Genomic DNA, 20,420 nt, shown 5'->3' on the forward strand with positions numbered 1-20,420 from the left:
GGGAATTTATATGAAAACAATGTCTGCACCTAAACTTCAAACAAAGGATATTTTAACATTAGAGGAATTAACGAAAGAAGAAATACTTGCAATTATTGAATTTGCGATATATGTAAAAAAAGAAAAAACATTGCCCTTATTAAATGATAAAATTTTAGGATTAATCTTTGACAAACATTCTACTCGTACACGTGTATCATTTGAAGCTGGTATGATCCAGCTTGGAGGCCATGGTATGTTTTTAAGCGGTAAAGAATTGCAGCTCGGCAGAGGAGAAAGCATTGCAGATACGGCCAAAGTGTTGTCACAGTATATTGATGGAATTATGATACGAACATTTTCACATGCAGAAGTAGAAGAATTAGCAAAGGAAGCGACAATTCCAATTATTAATGGATTAACAGATGATCATCATCCATGTCAAGCATTGGCAGACTTAATGACGATTTATGAAGAAGTGAATACATTCCAAGATATTAAACTCGCTTACGTTGGAGATGGAAATAATGTTTGCCATTCATTGCTGCTTGGGAGCGCGAAAGTGGGAATGAATATTACAGTTGCAACACCTCTAGGATATGAAGCGGATGAAGAGATTGTGAAACGTGCGATAGAAATTGCAAAAGGAACTGGAGCTAAAATTGAAATTACGTATAATCCAAAAGAAGCTGTTGAAGAAGCGGATTTTGTTTATACAGATGTTTGGATGAGTATGGGTCAAGAAGATAGTAAGGAGAAGTATGAATTATTTCAGCCATATCAAGTAAACGGGCAGCTCACTCAGTACGCAAAATCAACTTATCGTTTTTTACATTGTTTGCCTGCTCATCGTGAAGAAGAAGTAACTGCAGCAATTATTGATGGACCACAATCAATTGTATTTCAGCAAGCTGGCAATCGTTTGCATGTACAAAAGGCATTATTAGTCAGTTTATTACAAGAAAAACAACCTTCTTAATAATGGAAGGTTGTTTTTTTTGTTAAATGTCTTATTGAGATTTCGCATTTTTTCCTTATATACTTTATAATAGTAAATAACAGAAAAATATAAGAGAGATGATTCAGATGCGAGTAAATAAAAAAACGTATTCATTCTTTCAGCGTGTTTGGCGAGGAATGAAATTAAATTATTATAAATTATTACGTGCACCAGAAGGTGCGAAAATTGTATCAAGAGGATTTGCTGTTGGTTTTGGAATGGAAATGCTAGTTATTCATACAGCTTCTCTCGTATATCTTATTTTTTATCCGCTTGTTCGATTATTGAACGGTTCGTTTCCAGCAGCGGTTATTGGCAATCTTATTGGAAAAGCAACATTTTTACCTGTTATTCTAATTCCTTTCGCACATGCACTCGGAAAACTTATTTATCCATTTGAAGTAAAAAAAATGCCGTATCACCACTATACAATAAAAGACTTTTTTTCAAGTCATGGGCTAACGATGTTAAGAAACCTGCTACAAAACGAAGTATATGTAATAATCGGAATGACAATTATAGGAATTGTATTCGGCATAATTGCCTATTTTGTTATGTACTATTTATACGAGAAAAACCGCAAACTGAGATTGACAAGAAGAAAGAAGCAAATAAAAAGCCCCATTACACAAATATAATGAATGCACATCAAATTTCCTTTTTGAATATGCTTGTAAAAAGGGGGAGAGTTGATGTTTTTTTCTTATTATGTTCCTAGGTACTATCCGCGTATTATATATTATCCTGTCCCGAGCGTAAGACAGATTCAACCATCACAAGAAAGTAAACCGTATTTAACTACTTGGCCGTATTCCAATGTATATTATGGAAACTATTACGAAACATAAAGCTGCTTCTGTATAGAAGCAGCTTTATATATTTGCTTTCATAATTAAATTTTGAATTGTTTGTAGCGAATGGGTCAGTTGTTCCCGGTCACTTGATGATAACGTTTGTAAATTTTCCTTCAGTTTCTCTAAAAGGAATTGTTTGTATTGATTTACCAATAATTTCCCTTCGGTTGTAAGTGACATTAAAATAACACGCCGATCTTTTTCGCTATAATGGCGCTCTACAAGTTCTTCTTGAATGAGTTTGTTTAGCAATGGTGTCATATTCGGTCTTGAAATAGCTAACCGTTTTCCGATTTCTGAAACCGCTAATGTATCTCGTTCATGCAATAACAATAACACCTGTGTATGTGATGGTGGCATATGTCTACGAGAAGAGAACTCTCCAGGAAGCATAAACTTGCGATAAAAAAGAGGCACTAACGAAAGAAGATGATCAACGATACGCTCCCACTCACGTGACTCCATATAACAGGCCCCCTTCTATTCTTATTGTAACAAAAAATCATGATGTATAAAAATAGAATTATTTGCTTTTATCTTGATTCTGTTCAAACAGGCGGTAGTTGTGGGAACTTAAGATGAAACCCCGCCTACTTATGGAAGTTTCACTTTATCTCGCCCAAACAGGCGATAGCTTGGGATAATCTAAGAGGTAAAACCGCCTGTAAGGGCCCGATTGGTTCAACTAACCATAAGTAGGAAAATCGCCTACTTATGGAAGTTTCACTTTATATGACAACACTTGCTGTACAAAGGATTCTGCAATTTTTTCATATCCTTTATCATTTGGATGAACTTGGTCGTATAGTAAGTCTTTTTGATCATTGGGTAATAATTTACGAATCGGTAATACGAGTGAAGGTTGATTTTCTTTTGAAATTGAATAAATTGTTTTGTTCCAGCTATCTAAGAAGACATTTGCGTAAGAAGCAATGGAATCTTCGAGATGTAATGGATTATAGAGCTCAGATAAAATGATGAGTGCATTCGGATTAGACATACGAATGGTTTTTACAATGTTTTGTAAATCGCTTTCAAAGCGATCTTTTTCTTCATTTAATAATTTCATTCCTTCCATAATACCGACATTTTTGTTTATGTGTAAAATGTTATTCCCACCAATACTAATTGTAATAATGTGGGCATCTTTTATTTTTTGTTTTACTTCCTCTGTTTGTACCATTTGAAGTAAACCATCTGTTGTTAATCCGTTTACAGCGAGATTATCGACGGTAATATGTTTTTGTAATTGCTCTTCTAATGTATGAGAAGCAATTTGTGTATATCCACCTTGTGTAGAACCGTAACCCTTTGCAAGAGAATCGCCTAAGACAAGATGATGAAGTGTTGCATCTGTTTGAGTATCAATCCAGTGCGGAACAGCAGCTGCTGAAGATTCTTTTTGAACATTTGTCTCATGACCCTTTTCATAATACAGAAGTGTAATGATAAGAAGGAGGAGACAAAGTGTAGATAAAATGATCTTTTTCATCGTTATACCCTCCTTATGAATGGTTATTGTACCATATTCATTTGGAGAAGTAAGGGGATAGGCATTAATCCTTCATAAAAATTTTACATTATTTTTACGGAAAATTTGTAGAAGTCTGTCAAATTACGTTGACGATATAAATTATTGTTCGTTATGATAGATTTCAGACGGGTAGATTTATTATATCCTCAGAAGAAGTAAGACACCTAACTTCTTTTAGAATTTGACGGTGTGAAGGGATACACACTTAATATTCTACTTTGTCGCAGGGGATTATTTTATAAGGGGGATTTTTTTGTGAAAAAATCAACAAAAACGTTGGCTGGTGTTGCACTTGCATTAGGAGTCATTGCTCCGCAAATATGGCCTACGCCTGTACATGCAGAGGAAGAGGGAAGCACTGTAAAACTAAGGATATTAGAAACTTCTGATATTCACGTAAACTTAATGAACTATGATTACTATCAAACAAAAACAGATAATAAAGTAGGATTAGTTCAAACCGCGACTCTTGTTAATCAAGCGAGGGGAGAGGCGAAAAACTCTGTTTTATTTGATGATGGAGACGCGCTGCAAGGAACACCGCTTGGCGATTATGTAGCAAAAGTAAGAGGATTAGATGGAAATTATGTGCATCCATTATATCGTTTAATGAACATGATGAAGTATGACGTTATTTCTCTTGGAAACCACGAGTTTAACTATGGTTTAGACTACTTAGACAAAGCGATTAGCAAAACAGAGTTTCCTGTCATCAATTCTAACGTATATAAAGATGATAAAGATAAAAATGAAGAAAATGATCAAAACTATTTTAAGCCATATCATATATTTGAAAAAGAATTAACAGATGAGTCTGGTAATAAGCTGGATAAGAAAGTGAAAATTGGCGTAATGGGATTTGTTCCACCGCAAATTATGAGCTGGGATAAAGCGAATTTAGAAGGAAAAGTAAAAGCGAAAGATATTGTAGAAACAGCGAAGAAATTAGTACCTCAAATGAAGGGAGAAGGTGCAGATATTATTGTTGCGTTGGCACATTCTGGCATTGATAAGAGTGGATACAACATTGGAATGGAGAATGCTTCTTTCTATTTAACGAATATTCCTGGTGTTGATGCGGTATTAACAGGACATTCTCATGCTGTTGTAACTGATACATTTAATGGCATTCCGGTTGTAATGCCTGGTGCTTTTGGAAGTAACTTAGGAGTTATTGATATGGAATTGAAACAAGTCAATGGAAAATGGGAAGTACAAAAAGATAAATCTAAACCTTCTGTTCGTCCAATTGCAGACAGCAAGGGAAATGCTTTAGTAGAATCAGATAAATCTTTAGTAGAAGCAGTGAAGGATGATCATGAAGCGACAATTAAATATGTAAATACACCAGTTGGTGAAACGACAGCACCAATTAACAGTTATTTTGCGCTTGTACAAGATGATCCATCTGTCCAAATTGTAACAAATGCACAAAAGTGGTATACAGAGCAGAAGATGAAGGGCACAAAATTTGAAGGTTTGCCAATTTTATCAGCGGGTGCACCGTTTAAAGCAGGTGGACGTAACGGATCTACATATTATACAGATATTCCAACTGGAACACTTGCAATTAAAAACGTTGCGGATTTATACGTATATCCAAATACATTATATGCAGTGAAAATAAATGGCGCTCAGTTAAAAGATTGGTTAGAGATGTCTGCGGGTCAATTTAACCAAATCGATCCAAAGAAAACAGATGAGCAAAAATTAGTGAATATAAATTATCCAACATATAATTTCGATGTGTTAGATGGCGTTAAATATGAAATTGATGTAACACAGCCAGCTAAGTTTGACAAAGATGGAAAAGTTGTAAATGAGGCTGCAAATCGTATTGTGAACTTAACATATGATGGAAAACCGATAACAGACGGTCAAGAGTTTATTGTAGCAACGAATAACTACCGTGGTAGCAGTCAAACATTCCCAGGTGTAAGTAAAGGAGAAGTGATTTTACAATCTCCTGACGAAACACGTCAAATTATTGTAGAATATATGAAACAAATGAAAACAATTAATCCGACAGCAGATAAAAACTGGACGTTTAAACCAATTGTTGGTGAGAAATTAAATGTGACATTTGATTCTTCACCGAATGCTCAAAAATATATAGCAAAAGACGGGAACATTTCTTATGTTGGCCCATCAGAAAATGAATTTGCAAAATATGCAATTGATTTAACGAAAAAGAATGAAGAATCAACTGGTGGAGATAACGAGACTAATCAACCAACGACGCCACCAGATAATAATAACGGTGGGGATCAGCCGAAAACACCAGAAGATAATAAAAACGGCGACGAGAAGCCGACAACAGCAGATTCAGGTCAAGATCAAACGAAAACAGATAATAGCTTGCCAAAGACAGGAGCTAATGTGTTTACGACATTAGCAGCAGGTCTTGCGTTTATTGGTGCAGGTGCGATAGCATTATTTAGAAGAAAGAAATTAAATAAAGAATAAAGAAAAGTCCACTGCTAAGTAGCAGTGGACTTTTCTTTATTCCATGAAAGGCCGAAGCCTGTGAATCCTACGAGTAAAGTAATAATTGGGCAAAGTAAACAAAAAACGGTGTATGGAAGGTAGCTCATTGTTGGTACGTTTATGACATTTGTGAGAAACCCTCGCTTCAAGATCGGAAGGAGTTTTCGTATGATAGGAGTAATATAAAGAAAATTAACGCTAATTATAATATTGTGCGTTATAATGAACGTGAAAGGAGGAGAAAACATGAAGATGAAAATTATAATTGTTTCTATGTTGTTCACACTCGTCGGCGGTGCTGGAATTTATACAGCGTTTGCGGCATCTCCTAATTTAATAAAGACGAGTGTTGGAAAGCCGAAAGAAACAGTGCGACAAAATGAAGAAGAAAAAATGCAGAAAACAGCAGATAAATTCGGAGTTTCTATAGAAGGAAAAACAAAAGAACAGATTCAAAAAGAAATAGATGAAGTGCGTTATGAAAAGAGAGAAGAGCTTCTTCGAGAGCATGCAAAAGAACTGGGGATTGAAATAGAAGGCAAAACAGATGAGCAATTGATTCAGGAGATTGGTAAAATTCAGCACGGTAAATAGGGCAGCTTATCATATGATAAGCTGTTCTATTTTAAGAATAGTATTGTTTGAAAAAGAATTGACAGTGTTTGTTTTGCAATGTTAACCTTAAATAAAAACAAGTTAACATTAGGGGTGACAATCGTGACTGTAAGGAGTATTGATCAAGTTTTTACATATGAGGAATTAGCTAAAAAAAATAAAGCCTATGTGTGGCATCCATTTACCCAAATGAAAGATTTCTTGGAGGATGATCCTGTCATTATTGAACGAGGAGAAGGAAGAAAATTATACGATGTGAATGGAAAAGGCTACTGGGACGGTGTGTCATCCATTTGGCTAAATGTTCACGGCCATCATGTTCAAGAGTTAGATGATGCTATTCGTGAACAATTAAATAAAATAGCGCACTCTACATTGCTAGGTATTGCGAATGTGCCAAGTATTTTGTTAGCCGAAAAAATTATTGAAATTGTACCAAATGGACTGAAGAAAGTTTTTTATTCTGATTCCGGTGCCACATCGGTTGAGATTGCAATTAAAATGGCATTTCAATATTGGCAGCATAAAGGAAAACCTGAAAAGAAAAAGTTTATTACGATGAAAGAAGCGTATCATGGTGACACAATTGGAGCGGTATCTGTTGGAGCTATTGATATGTTTCACCAAGTGTATAGTACACTTCTATTTGATACGTTAAAAGTACCATATCCGTATACATATCGTTCTCCTTATGGGGAAAATCAACAAGTTATTGTGAAAAAACATTTAGAAGAAATGGAAGAGATGTTGCAACAAAATCACGAAGAAGTAGCAGCTGTTATTGTAGAACCTCTTGTACAAGGAGCAAGCGGCATTATTACAATGCCAGAGGGCTATTTAAAAGGATTGCGAGAACTTTGTACAGCCTACAATGTTCTTCTTATTACAGATGAAGTAGCCACAGGATTTGGCAGAACGGGTAAAATGTTTGCATGTGAACATGAGGGCATTACACCGGATATATTAACAGCTGGAAAAGGGTTAACTGGAGGATATTTACCAGTTGCAATTACAGTAACGACAGATGAAATTTATAATGCTTTTTTAGGTGACTATGAGGAGCAAAAAACATTTTTCCATGGTCATAGTTATACAGGGAATCCATTAGGTTGTGCAGTAGCACTTGCGAATTTGAAATTATTTGAAACTACAAATCTTATAGAAGCTGTTGCTCATAAAGCGGAATATATTGCGAAGCAGTTAGAAGTTTTTCATGAATTTAAACATGTGGGAGATATTCGTCAGCGTGGTTTTATGATTGGTCTTGAACTCGTACAAAACAAAGAAACGAAAGAAGAGTATTCTTGGCGGGAACAAATGGGTGTGAAGGTTTGTAGAAGAGCACGTGATTTAGGTATGATTCTTCGTCCGTTAGGAAATGTTGTTGTATTTATGCCGCCGCTCGCTTCTACAATAGAAGAACTTGACGATATGATTACGATTTTACATCAAGCAATTCAAGAGGTAACGGAGGGAGAATGATGAGTGGTTTCTTTGTAACAGCAACTGATACTGAAGTCGGTAAAACAGTTGTAACAGGTGCATTAGCAGGTGTACTCCGTCAGCGCGGACATAATATCGGTGTGTATAAACCATTGCAAAGCGGTCACCTTTCTTCCGATCCAGAAGGTGATGCTGCCCGCTTGAAAGCAGCGGCAGGTGTGATAACATCATGCGAGGAGATTTGTCCTTATTCGATTGAAGAACCCCTTGCACCTCGCTTAGCCATGCAACGGGCAGGAAGACGGGTGTTATTGTCTGATATTACGAAGCATTATGGAAAATTGTCAAAACAATTTGATTCTTTGCTTGTAGAAGGTGCTGGTGGGCTTGTAGTTCCTTACACAGAAGATGCGCTCGTGGTCGATTTTGCGAAACAACTGCAATTACCATTGCTCATTGTAGCACGTCCAACACTTGGTACAGTAAATCATACTATTTTAACCATTTCTTATGCAAAAGCACACGGACTATCAGTCGCAGGTGTCATTTTTTCTGGATGCCAACAATATGAAAAAGAGAGAGTGCTAGAAAATAAAAAAATGATTGAAGAGTTAAGTGATGTACCAGTTATTGGACTACTACCAGCGCTTCGTGAGGGCTTTACGCGAAATGAACTATTACAAGCAGCAGAAGAGAGCATTGCTATCTCAAGTTTAGAGGAGTTTTTACGTCATGAATCCAGTATGGGAAGCTCATTTTCAGTCTAAATTAACGAATCTTACAGAAACATCACAGCGCCGAAAATTATTTGTGACGGAGCACGCAGAAAAGGCGTGGCTCGTTCGTAATGGAAAGCGATTGTTAAATTTAGCTTCAAACAATTACTTAGGATTAGCCGGAGATGAACGATTAAAAGAAGCTGCAATGGAAGCAATAAAAAGATATGGAGCTGGAGCGACAGCATCCCGTCTTGTTGTAGGTAACTACCCGTTATATGAAGAAATTGAACAACGTATATGCGTATGGAAAGAAACAGAAAAGGCACTACTTGTAAATAGCGGCTATACGGCAAATGTTGGAGCAATTTCTTCGCTTGTAAGCCGGCATGACATTGTGTATAGCGATAAGCTTAATCATGCAAGTATTGTAGATGGCATTGTATTAAGTGGTGCAGAGCATAAGCGCTATCGTCATAATGATCTGGAACATTTAGAGAGATTGCTTAAATCTGCTCCAGCAGAGAAACGAAAGCTTATTGTCACAGATACTATTTTTAGTATGGATGGAGATACAGCTCATTTGGAACATTTAGTTATGCTAAAAGAAAAATATGGAGCACTTCTTATGATTGATGAGGCCCACGCTAGCGGGATATATGGCAAGAAAGGAGCGGGCCTTGCTCATAACCATTCGGAATTAGCAAAGCGAATAGATATTCATATGGGCACATTTAGTAAAGCGCTGGGGTGTTACGGTGCTTATATTGCCGGAAATGCGGTCTGTATTGATTATATGATAAATACTATGCGTGGTTTTATTTTTACAACTGCTTTACCTCCAGGAGTGCTTGGAGCAATTGGGAAAGCAATTGAGATTGTTAGCAAAGATGAAACATATCGTCAAAGGTTAATAGAAAATGGCGTATATTTTCGTACTGCGTTGCAAGAGGCTGGTTTTCATATTGGAGATAGCACTACGCATATTGTTCCTGTTATCGTGGGTTCCAATGAGGCAACGCTTCGTTTTAGTATGAAATTGCAAGAAGCGGGAATAGCAGCAATTGCCATTCGTCCCCCTACTGTTCCGCAGTATAGTTCACGCATTCGGTTTGCTGTAACAGCGCAGCATACGAATGATGATTTACAATGGGCAGTTCAGCGAATTGTACAAATTGGAAAGGAAGAAGGGGTGATTTCATGAAGCAACTTAGCATTGTGCTTATTCCTGGATGGGGTATGGAGGAACAAATTTGGGAATCTTTCTTTCCATATTTACATGAATTTCCGATACATATTGTTCATTGGCGGAACGTTGAAGACCAAAAGGATTTCATGCGACGAATTATAGAGGTAGCTAAAGATAAAGAAGTGATTTTAGTTGGCTGGTCACTTGGGGCGTTGGCGGCTCTTCAAGTTTATAATTTATTGCAAACGAAAGGGATTGTTTTATTAGGAGGAACAGCGAAATTTACAATAGACTCCGATTATGTACATGGATGGAAAGGGTCTTTTGTTGAAAGGATGAAACGAAATCTTCTTAAACAAAAAGACGTTACGTTAAAAAGATTTTACGTGAACATGTTTTCAAAGACGGAGCAGGAAATTGGAGAGGAGCAGGCATTTTTAAAAATAGTTGAGGAGTTTCAAGGTGATTCAATTTATTCTTTGCAATGTGGACTGGATTACTTAATAGAAACAGATGTAAGAGAACAGCTGCAGCAAATAGATGTTCCGTTATTACTTCTTCATGGAAAAGCTGATGCCATTTGTCCTCCGTCTGCAGCGCAGTATATACGCAAAAAAACAAATGCATCACTAACGATTATAGAGGAAGCTGGACATGCACTTTGTATCACGCATCCAGAACGATGTGCTAAGGAAATTCTACAGTTTGTAAGGGGGATACAACAAAATGATCAACAAGACGTTATTACAAAAACGATTTAATCAAGCTGCTGTATCCTATGATCAATATGCAAATGTACAAAAAAAGATGGCAGACCAAATGCTTACTTATATGAGAGAACATTACGATGCAGCAGCGCGGATTCGTATTTTAGAGCTTGGATGCGGCACAGGTTATGTAACAGAGAAACTAGCGACATTTTTTCCGAATGCGACGATTACAGCTGTTGATTTTGCAGAAAGCATGATTGCGAAAGCAAAAATGCATTGCAATATGGAGTCTGTTACATTTCGATGTGAAGACATTGAACATATTAAACTTTATGAAAAATATGATGTGATGATATCTAATGCAACGTTTCAATGGTTAAATGATTTATCAGCTGTATTAGCGAATTTATATAAAAATTTATGTGAAGATGGTGTGCTACTGTTTTCAACATTTGGATATAAAACGTTTCATGAGCTACATACGTCATTTCAACGTGCAAAAATAGCATGTGCAATAGAGGATGAAACAACTGTTGGTCAAACCTTTTTAACAGGACTGCAGTTGCAAGGATTATGTAAAAGAATAACAGGGGATATACATGTTGCTGAAACATGTTACATAGAAACCTTCGCTACAGTTCGTGAGTTTTTACAATCCATTCGTAAGGTTGGGGCTACGAACAGTAACGAAGGATCTTATTGCCAAAGTCCTTCCATTTTTCGTAGTATGCTTCGCATATATGAACAAGATTTTATGGAAGATGGAAGAATTGCAGCAACATATCATGCTTTATTTTCTTATATGAAAAAAGAGGGGAAGAGAACAAATGAAACATGTACAAACGAAAACAAATTGGAAGCAAATCGCATCTGAGGTAGTGCAAGGAAGAGCTGTAACGAAAGAAGAAGCACTAAATATATTGCAAGCAAATGATGAAGAAATTTTAGAAATTATGAATGCTGCGTATGTGATTCGTCATCATTATTTTGGAAAAAAGGTAAAACTAAATATGATTATTAATACGAAGTCTGGTTTATGTCCAGAAGATTGTGGATATTGTTCCCAATCAATCGTATCAGAGGCCCCAATTGATAAGTATGCTTGGTTAACGCAAGAGAAGATTGTAGAAGGTGCACATGAAGCGGTTCGCCGTAAGGCAGGTACATATTGTATTGTTGCTTCCGGTCGCCGTCCAACTAATAAAGAAGTAGAACATGTCATTGGAGCAGTAAAAGAAATCCGTGATACGACTGATTTGAAGATTTGCTGTTGTTTGGGCTTTTTAAATGAAGATCAAGCGGAGCGTCTTGCAGAAGCTGGTGTGCATCGTTACAATCACAATTTAAATACGCATGTAGATAATTATGAGAGTATTTGCTCAACTCATACGTATGACGATCGTGTTGATACAGTTGAAAAAGCGAAGCATGCGGGTATATCACCATGTTCGGGTGCTATTTTCGGAATGGGGGAAACAAAGGAGCAGCGTGTAGAAATTGCATTTGAATTAAAACGCTTAGATGCGGATTCTATCCCATGCAATTTCCTTGTTGCTGTAAATGGAACGCCGTTAGAAGGGCAAAAAGAATTAACACCAATAGAGTGCTTGAAAGTATTAGCAATGATGCGCTTTGTGAATCCGTCAAAAGAAATTCGGATTTCTGGTGGACGTGAAATTAACTTACGCTCTGTTCAACCGCTTGGTTTATTTGCTGCAAATTCAATCTTTGTTGGTGATTATTTAACGACAGCTGGTCAAGAACCAACATCAGATTGGGGAATGATTGAAGATTTAGGATTTGAGATTGAGGAATGTGCGTTGTAATAAAGTGAAACTTCCATCAGTGGGGAGCTTCATCCCCCGCTGATGGTTAGTTGAAACAATCGGGCTCTTACTGCCCGTTAGTGCGGGATAAAGTTACATAGATCGTAGTTGTAAAAAATCAATAAAGATTAAGGAAGAAAGCTCTTGATATAGGAGCTTTCTTTTTTGTAAATAAAATGTAATAAAACGTATATAACCCTCATGGTCATTCAATTTGTAAGAAGATAACCATAATACGTGACCGAATTTCCCACTCCGCAATTGTACATAGTAAGAGAGATATTAACAATGGTTTGGAGGGATTTGCATGCATAAATATGTATTAGCAGTTATGAGCTTTCTTATTTTGTTAAAAGCAATTAGTGCAGACCCAGTGAAAGCAATTCAAAATCCTGAACAGAAAGGTATACAAGCGAGAATTGAGCAGCATTTTTGGTATCAAGCTGAGCATTTTGGAATTGAAACAGAGAGAAATGATTTAAAAGAAGTGGGTAGAGAGCTTCATATTGTGCAAGAGGAACAGAGAAAATAAAAAATAAGAAAACAAAAAGAGGCCGAAGCCTCTTTTTGTTGTTTGCTCGAAACCTAACCAGCCATAAGAGCCCGATTGGTTCAACTAACCTCTTGTGAGGAAAAGCACCTCCCAAGAGGAAGTTTCACTTTATCCCGCTCAAACGGCTGGTAAGAAGTAAGAGCAGGAAGAAGACATAACCAGCCATAAGAACCCGATTGGTTCAACTAACCTCTTGTGAGGAAAAGCACCTCCCAAGAGGAAGTTTCACTTTATGCCCACTGACGGGATAGGTTTGCCATTTCAATAGCTGCAACAGCAGATTCCCAGCCTTTATTTCCAGCTTTTGTACCAGCACGTTCAATTGCTTGTTCAATTGTTTCTGTTGTTAATACGCCGAAGATAACTGGGATTTCTGTTTGTAACGAGAGAGAAGCGACACCTTTTGCAACTTCATTACAAACATAATCATAATGCGTTGTTGCACCGCGAATCACTGTTCCAAGTGTAATAACTGCATCGTATTGTCCGCTGTTTGCCATTTTTTTTGCGATTAATGGAATTTCAAATGCACCAGGAACCCAAGCGACATCAATATTATTTTCTTCTACTCCATGACGCTTTAAACCGTCTAAGGCACCGCCTAATAGTTTGCTTGTAATAAATTCGTTAAAACGACCAACGACAATACCTACTTTTAATCCTGTACCAACTAAATGACCTTCGAATACCATAATGTATCTCTCCCTTAATCTATTATAAATTTAATAAGTGACCTAATTTTGTTGATTTCGTTTGTAAATATGCCTTATTTTCTTCTTTTGTTGGCATTTGCAATGGTACGCGCTCAACAACTTCTAGATCATAACCTTGTAAACCTGCGATTTTACGAGGATTATTTGTTAAAAGACGAAGTTGCTGTAATCCTAAATCTTTTAAAATTTGTGCGCCAATACCATAATCGCGAAGATCAGCTGCAAAGCCAAGTTTTTCATTTGCTTCTACAGTATCGTAACCTTCTTCTTGCAGCTTATATGCGCGTAATTTATTAAGCAGTCCAATGCCGCGTCCTTCTTGACGCATGTATAGAAGAACCCCTTTTCCTTCTTGTTCAATTCGAGCAAGAGCTGCATGAAGCTGCGGACCACAGTCGCAGCGGCAGGATCCAAATACATCGCCAGTTAAACATTCAGAATGGACGCGTACAAGAGTTGGTTCACCTGTGGAAACATCTCCTTTTATAAGAGCGATATGTTCTTTATCGTCAAGAGAATTGGAGTAGCCAATTGCTTGGAATGTACCAAATTCCGTTGGTAAAGTAATTTCCACTTCACGCTGCACTAACGTTTCATGATGACGGCGATATGCAATTAAGTCTTCGATTGTAATCATTTTGAGATTAAATTGCTTTGCGATCTCTAATAAATCAGGAACGCGTGCCATCGTACCATCTTCATTTATAATTTCACAAATGACACCTGCTGGTTCTGCACCGCATAATGTTGCTAAATCTACAGCAGCTTCTGTATGCCCAGCACGGCGAAGAACACCACCTGTTTTTGCGATTAATGGAAAAATATGTCCAGGACGCTTAAAATCACTTGCTTTCGCCTTTGGGTTTAGTAGCTCACGTACAGTTGTTGCACGTTCATGAGCACTAATACCAGTTGTTGTTGAAATGTGATCGATGCTAACTGTAAAGGCAGTGCCGTGAGAATCTGTATTATTTGAAACCATTGGCTTTAGCTCCAAACGATCGGCATATTCTTCTGTAATCGGAACACATACAAGACCGCGCCCATGTGTAATCATGAAATTGATTGTTTCCGGTGTAATGTACTCACCTAAGGCAATAAAATCCCCTTCGTTTTCTCTATGTTCATCATCACATACGATGACAACTTTTCCTTGCTTTAAATCTTCTAGTGCTTCTTCAATACGATGAAACATTTCATTTCCTCCTTATAGGAATCCGTTGTCTTGTAAAAAGCTTTCTGTAAGTGAACTTTTTTTAGGTGCTGGCTTTGTAATAAAACGTTCAATATATTTTCCAATCATATCGCACTCAACATTCACGATATCGCCGACAGTTTTCTTTCCGATTACTGACTGACTTAACGTGTGTGGAATGAGGGAGATTGTGATAGAAGAGTCATCAACACCAAAAATTGTAAGACTCGTACCGTCAATGGCAACAGATCCTTTTTGTAAACAATAGCGAAGTAGTTCATTTGGTAATTGTATTTTGTAATATACGGCATTATAGCTCCGCCTTTTATCAACAATTGTTCCAATACCGTCAATATGTCCTGTAACGAAATGTCCACCGAAGCGGCCGTTTGCACTCATAGCACGCTCTAAATTTACTTTTGAACCGCGGCTAAGAGTTTGCAGTGAAGTTGCTCGCATCGTCTCTGGCATGACATCAACGGTAAAAGAGTGTGTTGTAAAAGAAGTGACGGTTAAACATATCCCGTTTACAGCAATGCTGTCACCTAAGTTTACGTCTGACAAAATTGTCTGTGCCGAAATTGTAAGTTGCATTGCTTCACCGGTTTGTTGCATGGTAGCAATCGTTCCGAGTTCCTCAACAATTCCTGTGAACATAAGGCACCTCTTTTCTTGGAGTGGCAACTACTTTTATATCGTCGCCGATTTGTTCCATCGATTGAATATGCAAGGTAAGTGCATCTTGCAGTTTTGTAAAACCATTTCCGCCAAACCATGTTGGGGCATCTTTACCACCAATTAGTTTTGGACTAATATACGTAATCAGTTCCTGAAAACATTTTGCTTCTAAGAAACTTGCATGAATAGTTTGTCCGCCTTCGACAAAGAGAGAAAGAATATTTTTTTCTCCAAGAAGATCGACCAGTTCGTTTATTTCAATGTTACTCGTCTTCATTTGTAATACAGATACCATATCAGATTGGAATTTTGAAATTTTGTCGTTGGAAACGCCATTTCCCACAACAATCCATGTTGGCACCTCTCCATCTGTAATTACATGAGATGAAAGTGGAGTTCGCAAATGCGTATCAAGTACGATGCGAATCGGATTTTTTCCGCCATTTACAAGGCGCGTTGTTAAATGCGGATTATCGGTAATGATTGTATTTACACCAACGAGAATGGCATCGTGTGTATGGCGATAACGATGTACATCAGCCCGCGATGGTTCACTTGTAATCCACTTACTTTCCCCTGTACTAGTAGCAATTTTTCCATCTAGGCTCATTGCTGTTTTTAAGGTTACAAATGGACGCTTTGTTTTCATGTAGTGAAAAAAGTAACGATTTAATTCTTTTGCTTCTTTTTCGAGTACACCAATTGTTACGTCAATTCCAGCCTCTTGTAAACGCTTGACACCTTGACCTGAAACGAGTGGATTACTATCGAGTACTGCGATGACCACTCGTTTGACGTTTTTGGCTATAAGTAAATCACAGCAGGGAGGCGTTTTTCCGTGATGACTGCACGGTTCTAATGTTACGTACACTGTTGCGCCATGAGCTTGTTCACCCGCCATCTGAAGAGCGTGAACTTCTGCGTGTTCAGTTCCTGCTCGTAAATGGGCTCCTACTCCAATGATATTTCCATCTTTTACAACAACAGCACCGACCATTGGATTAGGACTTGTTTGACCAGCTGTATTTTTTGCTAATTGCAAAGCAAGTGCCATATATTCTTGATCTGTCATAAACTCACCTCTCTAAAAAAATCAAAAAACCCCAAGGACATAATCCTTGGGGTTGAGAGAGACGATGTTTCTAGAAATATAAGAAGGATACGAGAGTATGCTTAAGAAACCTAGCAAATATCGAATTTTTCACATGCTAGTGTTATCCCGTTATTTCAGCAGAGAAACAAATAGTATACGAAAGAAAACAAGTGTATGTTTAAAAATAAACAATACAAATACACATGCTGAAATAAACGTTGTATCCTATTATACGTACTAGAAAACATATCCTTCTCCCATCCAGACTATACTGTCGGTTCTAGATTCTCACTAGATCCACCGTTTTCAACTTGAAAACGGGTCACGGACTTAGAAGTGTGAACTTCATCACCGCCGGTTGGGAATTTCACCCGACCCCGAAGGATGCTGTTTGCTCACATTATAGCACAAAAAAGACAAAAGGCTATAAAAAATATTCTAATGTGAAGAATTATGTGAAAATAAAGGAGAAGCTAAAGCTGCATTAGCGGCGGGATTAATTTGCTATATTAGTGTAGAAAAGGTTTTATATCGTGTTTAAAACGAGGTGAGAGTATGAAAAAATATATTGCTGTAGGAATAGGCGGTATTATTGGAGCTTTGGCTCGCTATGGAGTAGGCCAATTGCTTGAACCAACATCTTCTGCTGGTTTTCCATTAGCAACATGGTTAGCCAATATGAGTGGTAGCTTTTTATTAGCATTCTTAACGATGTCTGTTTTTCGGATGAAACAAGTTTCACCGCTTATGATAAGTGCTGTTGGTACAGGAATAATTGGTGCGTTTACAACATTTTCAACGTTTAGTGTGGAAACGATGAAGTTGTTGCGGCATGAAGCATTCACAATGGCATTTTTATATGTGGGCGCAAGTATGATAGGGGGATTACTTTTAGCTTTTAGTGGATTTTATGCTGGGAATATGCTGTATGAACACAGGTTGAAGAAAGAAGGAGACATATGAATATTCTACTTGTCGGTATCGGGGGCTTTTTCGGTGCAATTACACGTTTTTTTATTAGTACTGTAGCGAAAGAAAAGTACGGAAATGCTTTTCCATATGGAACATTTTTTATAAATATAATCGGCTCATTTTTACTCGGTATGTTATTTGGTGCTGAAGTAGCTAAAATGTGGATATTGTTATGTGGTACAGGGTTTATGGGAGGATTCACGACGTTTTCGACGTATCAACTAGAAATGATACAACTTATACATAAACGAGAAGGGCAAAAGGCATTACTATATTTTGTTATGAGTAATGTAATAGGTATTGGTTGCGCTTTTGCTGGCTTTTATATTGGGGGCATGTAAAAAATACGCGCACATTTTCTTGTGCGCGTGTTTTTTATTCTTTCGGTGCACGTACAACAGATTCAAATTTGCCTTTATGTGAACCATCGCAATACGGCATATTTTGGGATAATCCACAACGGCATAGAGAAAATGCCGGTTTAGCTGGAAATACATTCCCTTCAGCATCGATTAGTTCCACATCCCCTGTAATACGGAACGAACCATTATTATTTACTTTAATTTGTACTTTCTCCATTGTTACACCTCCTTACCAAACGCTTATGTCTATCATATACTTACTAGAATTACTTGACAATGTTTAGAAACAATGCTTTTTGTGAGAAAATAGAAATGATATAATAAGTTATATACTGAAAAAATATTAAGGTGAACATAAACATGAACAAACAATTACGTACATTACAAAACATTGCAAAAGAGCGAACGTGGGTATCGTTTTTAAACGATAATCATCCATACAGCTTACTTCATTGGTCGATTGCTGGTGTGCAGCAAGAAGTGAAGGATGTATGGTTATTACAAGATGAAGTCACATTTCAAACAACAGAGTTCCTATCACTTGATGAAGCGGTAAAATGGATTTCTGAAAATATGGATCAAGTTACAGACGTATTGGCGTAACATAAGCTGCTATTAGTAGGTGTTCGTTTCTAATGAAATGATTTTTACTGTTGGCTGAGATAAGAAAAAGGCAAACTCATAGGTAAATGAGTTTGCCTTTTTTATGTAATCATGCGGGTGACTCAATTGTATTTTTATTTATAGATTAGATCTTTCATATGCATAAAAATGCGCAATGTGTAAATCATACAATCGATAGAAACAGCAAAAGAAGGTGGAAGTTGTTGCGGAAACGATTGAGCATAATAAGTATCATCATATGCTTTTGTATAGCTGGGTGTAATAGAGAAGAACAGGTTAATAAATCAAGTGTCAAAGGGGTTTTATCCGCTTATCAGATAGAATTTAATATTAAAAATATAAGTCGTGTAGTGCATTATGATGTGTGGACTGCGAAACAAAACCACACGCTACTTGTTATAAACTTTTCTTTAAAAAACAGTAGAAACAAAAGTATTGTTGTTAAACCCGCTCAGTTTAATGTTATTTCAACGACTGGAAAGATATACGGAGTCGTTCAAACGAAAAGGAACCCAAGTATATTGCATGATACAAGGATAAAATCATACGATTCAGTGCAAACGAGTATTATATTTGAAATGCCTAAAGAAGAGGTGGAATCTGAATTATTATTCGCTCCTGATTTTGCTAAAGATGAGCCGATTGTTCTATCTCTAAAATAAGATGAAACTTCCATCAGTTTTCTATCTCCAGCTGATGGAAAGCTCTTACTATCCAAAAGTAGCGAAACAAAAAACAGGCTTATGCAAGCCTGTTTTTTGTTTTGTTTACATATGTTGTTAAAAATTGGTCAACTGCTGTTTCATATTCTTCTTTATTTTCTGCATACGAACAAGCATGAGCGCCTTTTTCGGCAATAAAGAGTTCTTTTGCGCCTTCTTTTGCTTCATACAATGCTTGTGTCATCTTGCATAAAATGTATTCATCTTCTTTACTATGGATGAACAACACAGGATTTTTAATATTTTTCACACAATCAATCGGAGAAATTTCATGAAGTGTATAGCCATCCCGCACTTTTAAAAGTGTATTAGCTATTGGTAAAAGAGGCCATTTTGGCAAATGGAACTCAACTTTTAAACGGTATTGAAGTTGCTCGTAAAAGTCAGAGAATGGACAGTCGGCAATGTAAAAATCAGCCCCATCTTCAACCACCCCTGCATATTGTAATAATGTTGCAGCTCCCATTGATTCACCGTGAATACCAAGTGTAATATTTGAACCGAATCGTTTTTTGAGCCAATCTACTACCGTTTTTAAATCGTGTTTTTCATAATAGCCGTAACTTGTTGTTTTGCCTCCTGTTTGTCCGTGACGACGATGATCGTAAATAAATACATTGAAGCCTCTGTTTAAAAATAAATTTGCATATTTTATGGAATTCATTTTGTTGACGGTTACACCGTGGCAAAAAATCATAAACTTATTTGAATGGCTAGTAGGAATATAGTAACCATGAATGTTATAACCAAATTGCGAAGAGAGGTATACTTCTTCTTTCGAGAGAGATTCAAAATCCTCTAAGCGAAAATGCTGTTTTGTTTCACGTTCTAAAATTTCTTCTTCTGTTTTTTTCTTTAAATACATGACTTTACTCGTGAAGAAAATACCAACCCCAATAAGAGTACCTGCTATTGTCAATAATGTTTTCAAAAACGCTCTCATACCCCATCCTCCAAGCTACAGTACATATGATAAATACATTGTATCATAAGAATATAAAAAAGGTGAAAAAGGCAAAAAGAAGGATAAAAAAGAAAAAGAAGATTGACTTCATAGACTAAAATCTTACTTAAAATTAAATTTGATAAAAAATATGTAAGATTAATTAAAGGATTACTTAGGAAAAATAACTCTATTTTATAAATAGGAAGTTT

Annotated in this window: 23 protein-coding genes, 2 pseudogenes and 1 riboswitch; of the genes and pseudogenes, 16 read left to right on the forward strand and 9 right to left on the reverse strand. The window is 36.9% G+C overall.

The features are described 5' to 3' along the window. The first annotated feature begins 10 nt into the window (after window positions 1-10). From argF to ACFQZ1_RS18605, 3 genes are all read left to right on the forward strand, one after another. A complete protein-coding gene (gene argF / locus ACFQZ1_RS18595; RefSeq protein ID WP_377883683.1) occupies window positions 11-958 on the forward strand; it encodes an ornithine carbamoyltransferase in 948 nt (315 codons plus the stop codon). 107 nt (window positions 959-1,065) lie between these two features. Further along, window positions 1,066-1,617: a DUF2062 domain-containing protein gene (locus tag ACFQZ1_RS18600; protein WP_377883684.1), complete on the forward strand. Its 552-nt coding sequence runs from the start codon at window positions 1,066-1,068 to the stop codon at window positions 1,615-1,617. 54 nt (window positions 1,618-1,671) lie between these two features. Further along, a complete protein-coding gene (locus ACFQZ1_RS18605) occupies window positions 1,672-1,827 on the forward strand; it encodes a hypothetical protein (RefSeq protein WP_377883685.1) in 156 nt (51 codons plus the stop codon). Window positions 1,828-1,851: 24 nt separating this feature from the next. Here ACFQZ1_RS18605 and ACFQZ1_RS18610 read toward each other — a convergent pair whose 3' ends face one another. Together ACFQZ1_RS18610 and ACFQZ1_RS18615 are read right to left on the reverse strand one after the other, a co-directional pair. Beyond that, window positions 1,852-2,298 (reverse strand): MarR family winged helix-turn-helix transcriptional regulator, encoded by a 447-nt coding sequence (locus tag ACFQZ1_RS18610; protein WP_377883686.1) that lies wholly within the window; start codon window positions 2,296-2,298, stop codon window positions 1,852-1,854. Window positions 2,299-2,545: 247 nt separating this feature from the next. Further along, the gene (locus ACFQZ1_RS18615) at window positions 2,546-3,325 is read right to left on the reverse strand and encodes a GDSL-type esterase/lipase family protein (protein WP_377883687.1); all 780 of its coding nucleotides are present in this window, start codon (window positions 3,323-3,325) and stop codon (window positions 2,546-2,548) included. Between the two features lie 297 nt (window positions 3,326-3,622). On the opposite strand from ACFQZ1_RS18615, the gene ACFQZ1_RS18620 reads away from it, so the two are divergent. After that, the gene (locus ACFQZ1_RS18620) at window positions 3,623-5,833 is read left to right on the forward strand and encodes a bifunctional 2',3'-cyclic-nucleotide 2'-phosphodiesterase/3'-nucleotidase (protein WP_377883688.1); all 2,211 of its coding nucleotides are present in this window, start codon (window positions 3,623-3,625) and stop codon (window positions 5,831-5,833) included. Between the two features lie 14 nt (window positions 5,834-5,847). On the opposite strand, the pseudogene ACFQZ1_RS18625 reads toward ACFQZ1_RS18620, so the two are convergent. Beyond that, window positions 5,848-5,994, reverse strand: a pseudogene (locus tag ACFQZ1_RS18625) (Na+/H+ antiporter NhaC); the annotation flags it as partial. 82 nt (window positions 5,995-6,076) lie between these two features. Between ACFQZ1_RS18625 and ACFQZ1_RS18630 the strand changes: the two are divergent. The 8 genes and pseudogenes from ACFQZ1_RS18630 to ACFQZ1_RS18665 form a co-directional block, all read left to right on the forward strand. Next, window positions 6,077-6,448, forward strand: a complete 372-nt coding sequence (locus ACFQZ1_RS18630; RefSeq protein ID WP_377883689.1) for a hypothetical protein — start codon at window positions 6,077-6,079, stop codon at window positions 6,446-6,448. Between the two features lie 78 nt (window positions 6,449-6,526). Then, window positions 6,527-7,951: an adenosylmethionine--8-amino-7-oxononanoate transaminase gene (bioA, locus tag ACFQZ1_RS18635; protein ID WP_377883690.1), complete on the forward strand. Its 1,425-nt coding sequence runs from the start codon at window positions 6,527-6,529 to the stop codon at window positions 7,949-7,951. Continuing rightward, window positions 7,951-8,679: a dethiobiotin synthase gene (gene bioD / locus ACFQZ1_RS18640; RefSeq protein WP_377883691.1), complete on the forward strand. Its 729-nt coding sequence runs from the start codon at window positions 7,951-7,953 to the stop codon at window positions 8,677-8,679. The genes bioA and bioD overlap by 1 nt, the downstream gene beginning before the upstream one ends. Continuing rightward, window positions 8,645-9,832 carry an 8-amino-7-oxononanoate synthase gene (gene bioF / locus ACFQZ1_RS18645; protein WP_377883692.1) on the forward strand — a complete coding sequence of 396 codons (1,188 nt, stop codon included), beginning with the start codon at window positions 8,645-8,647 and terminating at the stop codon, window positions 9,830-9,832. The genes bioD and bioF overlap by 35 nt, the downstream gene beginning before the upstream one ends. Next, window positions 9,829-10,578: an alpha/beta fold hydrolase gene (locus ACFQZ1_RS18650; RefSeq protein ID WP_377883693.1), complete on the forward strand. Its 750-nt coding sequence runs from the start codon at window positions 9,829-9,831 to the stop codon at window positions 10,576-10,578. The genes bioF and ACFQZ1_RS18650 overlap by 4 nt, the downstream gene beginning before the upstream one ends. Next, window positions 10,544-11,401 carry a malonyl-ACP O-methyltransferase BioC gene (bioC, locus tag ACFQZ1_RS18655; protein ID WP_377883694.1) on the forward strand — a complete coding sequence of 286 codons (858 nt, stop codon included), beginning with the start codon at window positions 10,544-10,546 and terminating at the stop codon, window positions 11,399-11,401. Before ACFQZ1_RS18650 ends, bioC begins: the two co-directional genes overlap by 35 nt. Beyond that, window positions 11,355-12,353 carry a biotin synthase BioB gene (gene bioB / locus ACFQZ1_RS18660; RefSeq protein ID WP_377883695.1) on the forward strand — a complete coding sequence of 333 codons (999 nt, stop codon included), beginning with the start codon at window positions 11,355-11,357 and terminating at the stop codon, window positions 12,351-12,353. The genes bioC and bioB overlap by 47 nt, the downstream gene beginning before the upstream one ends. Before the next feature lie 307 nt (window positions 12,354-12,660). Then, window positions 12,661-12,882: pseudogene (locus tag ACFQZ1_RS18665) on the forward strand (hypothetical protein); the annotation flags it as partial. Between the two features lie 254 nt (window positions 12,883-13,136). Here the strand turns inward: ACFQZ1_RS18665 and ribH are convergent. From ribH to ribD, 4 genes are read right to left on the reverse strand one after another with little or no spacing between them, the layout of a single operon-like run. Further along, window positions 13,137-13,598, reverse strand: a complete 462-nt coding sequence (gene ribH, locus ACFQZ1_RS18670; protein ID WP_377883696.1) for a 6,7-dimethyl-8-ribityllumazine synthase — start codon at window positions 13,596-13,598, stop codon at window positions 13,137-13,139. Between the two features lie 22 nt (window positions 13,599-13,620). Beyond that, a complete protein-coding gene (locus ACFQZ1_RS18675; protein WP_377883697.1) occupies window positions 13,621-14,814 on the reverse strand; it encodes a bifunctional 3,4-dihydroxy-2-butanone-4-phosphate synthase/GTP cyclohydrolase II in 1,194 nt (397 codons plus the stop codon). Between the two features lie 12 nt (window positions 14,815-14,826). Further along, window positions 14,827-15,471: a riboflavin synthase gene (gene ribE / locus ACFQZ1_RS18680; RefSeq protein ID WP_377883698.1), complete on the reverse strand. Its 645-nt coding sequence runs from the start codon at window positions 15,469-15,471 to the stop codon at window positions 14,827-14,829. Further along, window positions 15,452-16,564, reverse strand: a complete 1,113-nt coding sequence (gene ribD / locus ACFQZ1_RS18685; protein ID WP_377883699.1) for a bifunctional diaminohydroxyphosphoribosylaminopyrimidine deaminase/5-amino-6-(5-phosphoribosylamino)uracil reductase RibD — start codon at window positions 16,562-16,564, stop codon at window positions 15,452-15,454. Before ribD ends, ribE begins: the two co-directional genes overlap by 20 nt. Window positions 16,565-16,830: 266 nt before the next feature. After that, window positions 16,831-16,974, reverse strand: a riboswitch (FMN riboswitch). Between the two features lie 166 nt (window positions 16,975-17,140). On the opposite strand from ribD, the gene crcB (ACFQZ1_RS18690) reads away from it, so the two are divergent. Both crcB (ACFQZ1_RS18690) and crcB (ACFQZ1_RS18695) read left to right on the forward strand, forming a co-directional pair. Further along, on the forward strand, window positions 17,141-17,548 hold the full coding sequence (gene crcB / locus ACFQZ1_RS18690; RefSeq protein ID WP_377883700.1) for a fluoride efflux transporter CrcB: 408 nt from the start codon (window positions 17,141-17,143) through the stop codon (window positions 17,546-17,548). Beyond that, window positions 17,545-17,898 (forward strand): fluoride efflux transporter CrcB, encoded by a 354-nt coding sequence (gene crcB / locus ACFQZ1_RS18695; protein ID WP_377883701.1) that lies wholly within the window; start codon window positions 17,545-17,547, stop codon window positions 17,896-17,898. The genes crcB (ACFQZ1_RS18690) and crcB (ACFQZ1_RS18695) overlap by 4 nt, the downstream gene beginning before the upstream one ends. A 34-nt stretch (window positions 17,899-17,932) precedes the next feature. Here crcB (ACFQZ1_RS18695) and ACFQZ1_RS18700 read toward each other — a convergent pair whose 3' ends face one another. Then, a complete protein-coding gene (locus tag ACFQZ1_RS18700; protein ID WP_098310653.1) occupies window positions 17,933-18,136 on the reverse strand; it encodes a CDGSH iron-sulfur domain-containing protein in 204 nt (67 codons plus the stop codon). 143 nt (window positions 18,137-18,279) lie between these two features. Between ACFQZ1_RS18700 and ACFQZ1_RS18705 the strand changes: the two genes are divergently transcribed. Together ACFQZ1_RS18705 and ACFQZ1_RS18710 are read left to right on the forward strand one after the other, a co-directional pair. Further along, the gene (locus ACFQZ1_RS18705) at window positions 18,280-18,522 is read left to right on the forward strand and encodes a DUF2552 family protein (protein WP_377883702.1); all 243 of its coding nucleotides are present in this window, start codon (window positions 18,280-18,282) and stop codon (window positions 18,520-18,522) included. A 224-nt stretch (window positions 18,523-18,746) separates the two neighbouring features. Next, complete coding sequence (locus tag ACFQZ1_RS18710; RefSeq protein WP_377883703.1) at window positions 18,747-19,205, forward strand: DUF4352 domain-containing protein; 459 nt, start codon at window positions 18,747-18,749, stop codon at window positions 19,203-19,205. A 79-nt stretch (window positions 19,206-19,284) separates the two neighbouring features. On the opposite strand, the gene ACFQZ1_RS18715 is transcribed toward ACFQZ1_RS18710, so the two are convergent. Then, window positions 19,285-20,208 carry an alpha/beta hydrolase gene (locus ACFQZ1_RS18715; RefSeq protein ID WP_377883704.1) on the reverse strand — a complete coding sequence of 308 codons (924 nt, stop codon included), beginning with the start codon at window positions 20,206-20,208 and terminating at the stop codon, window positions 19,285-19,287. Window positions 20,209-20,420 lie beyond the last annotated feature (212 nt).

Origin of the sequence: Bacillus sp. CGMCC 1.60114 (assembly GCF_042676365.1) — a bacterium.
GTDB classification, from domain to species: domain Bacteria; phylum Bacillota; class Bacilli; order Bacillales; family Bacillaceae_G; genus Bacillus_A; species Bacillus_A rhizoplanae_A.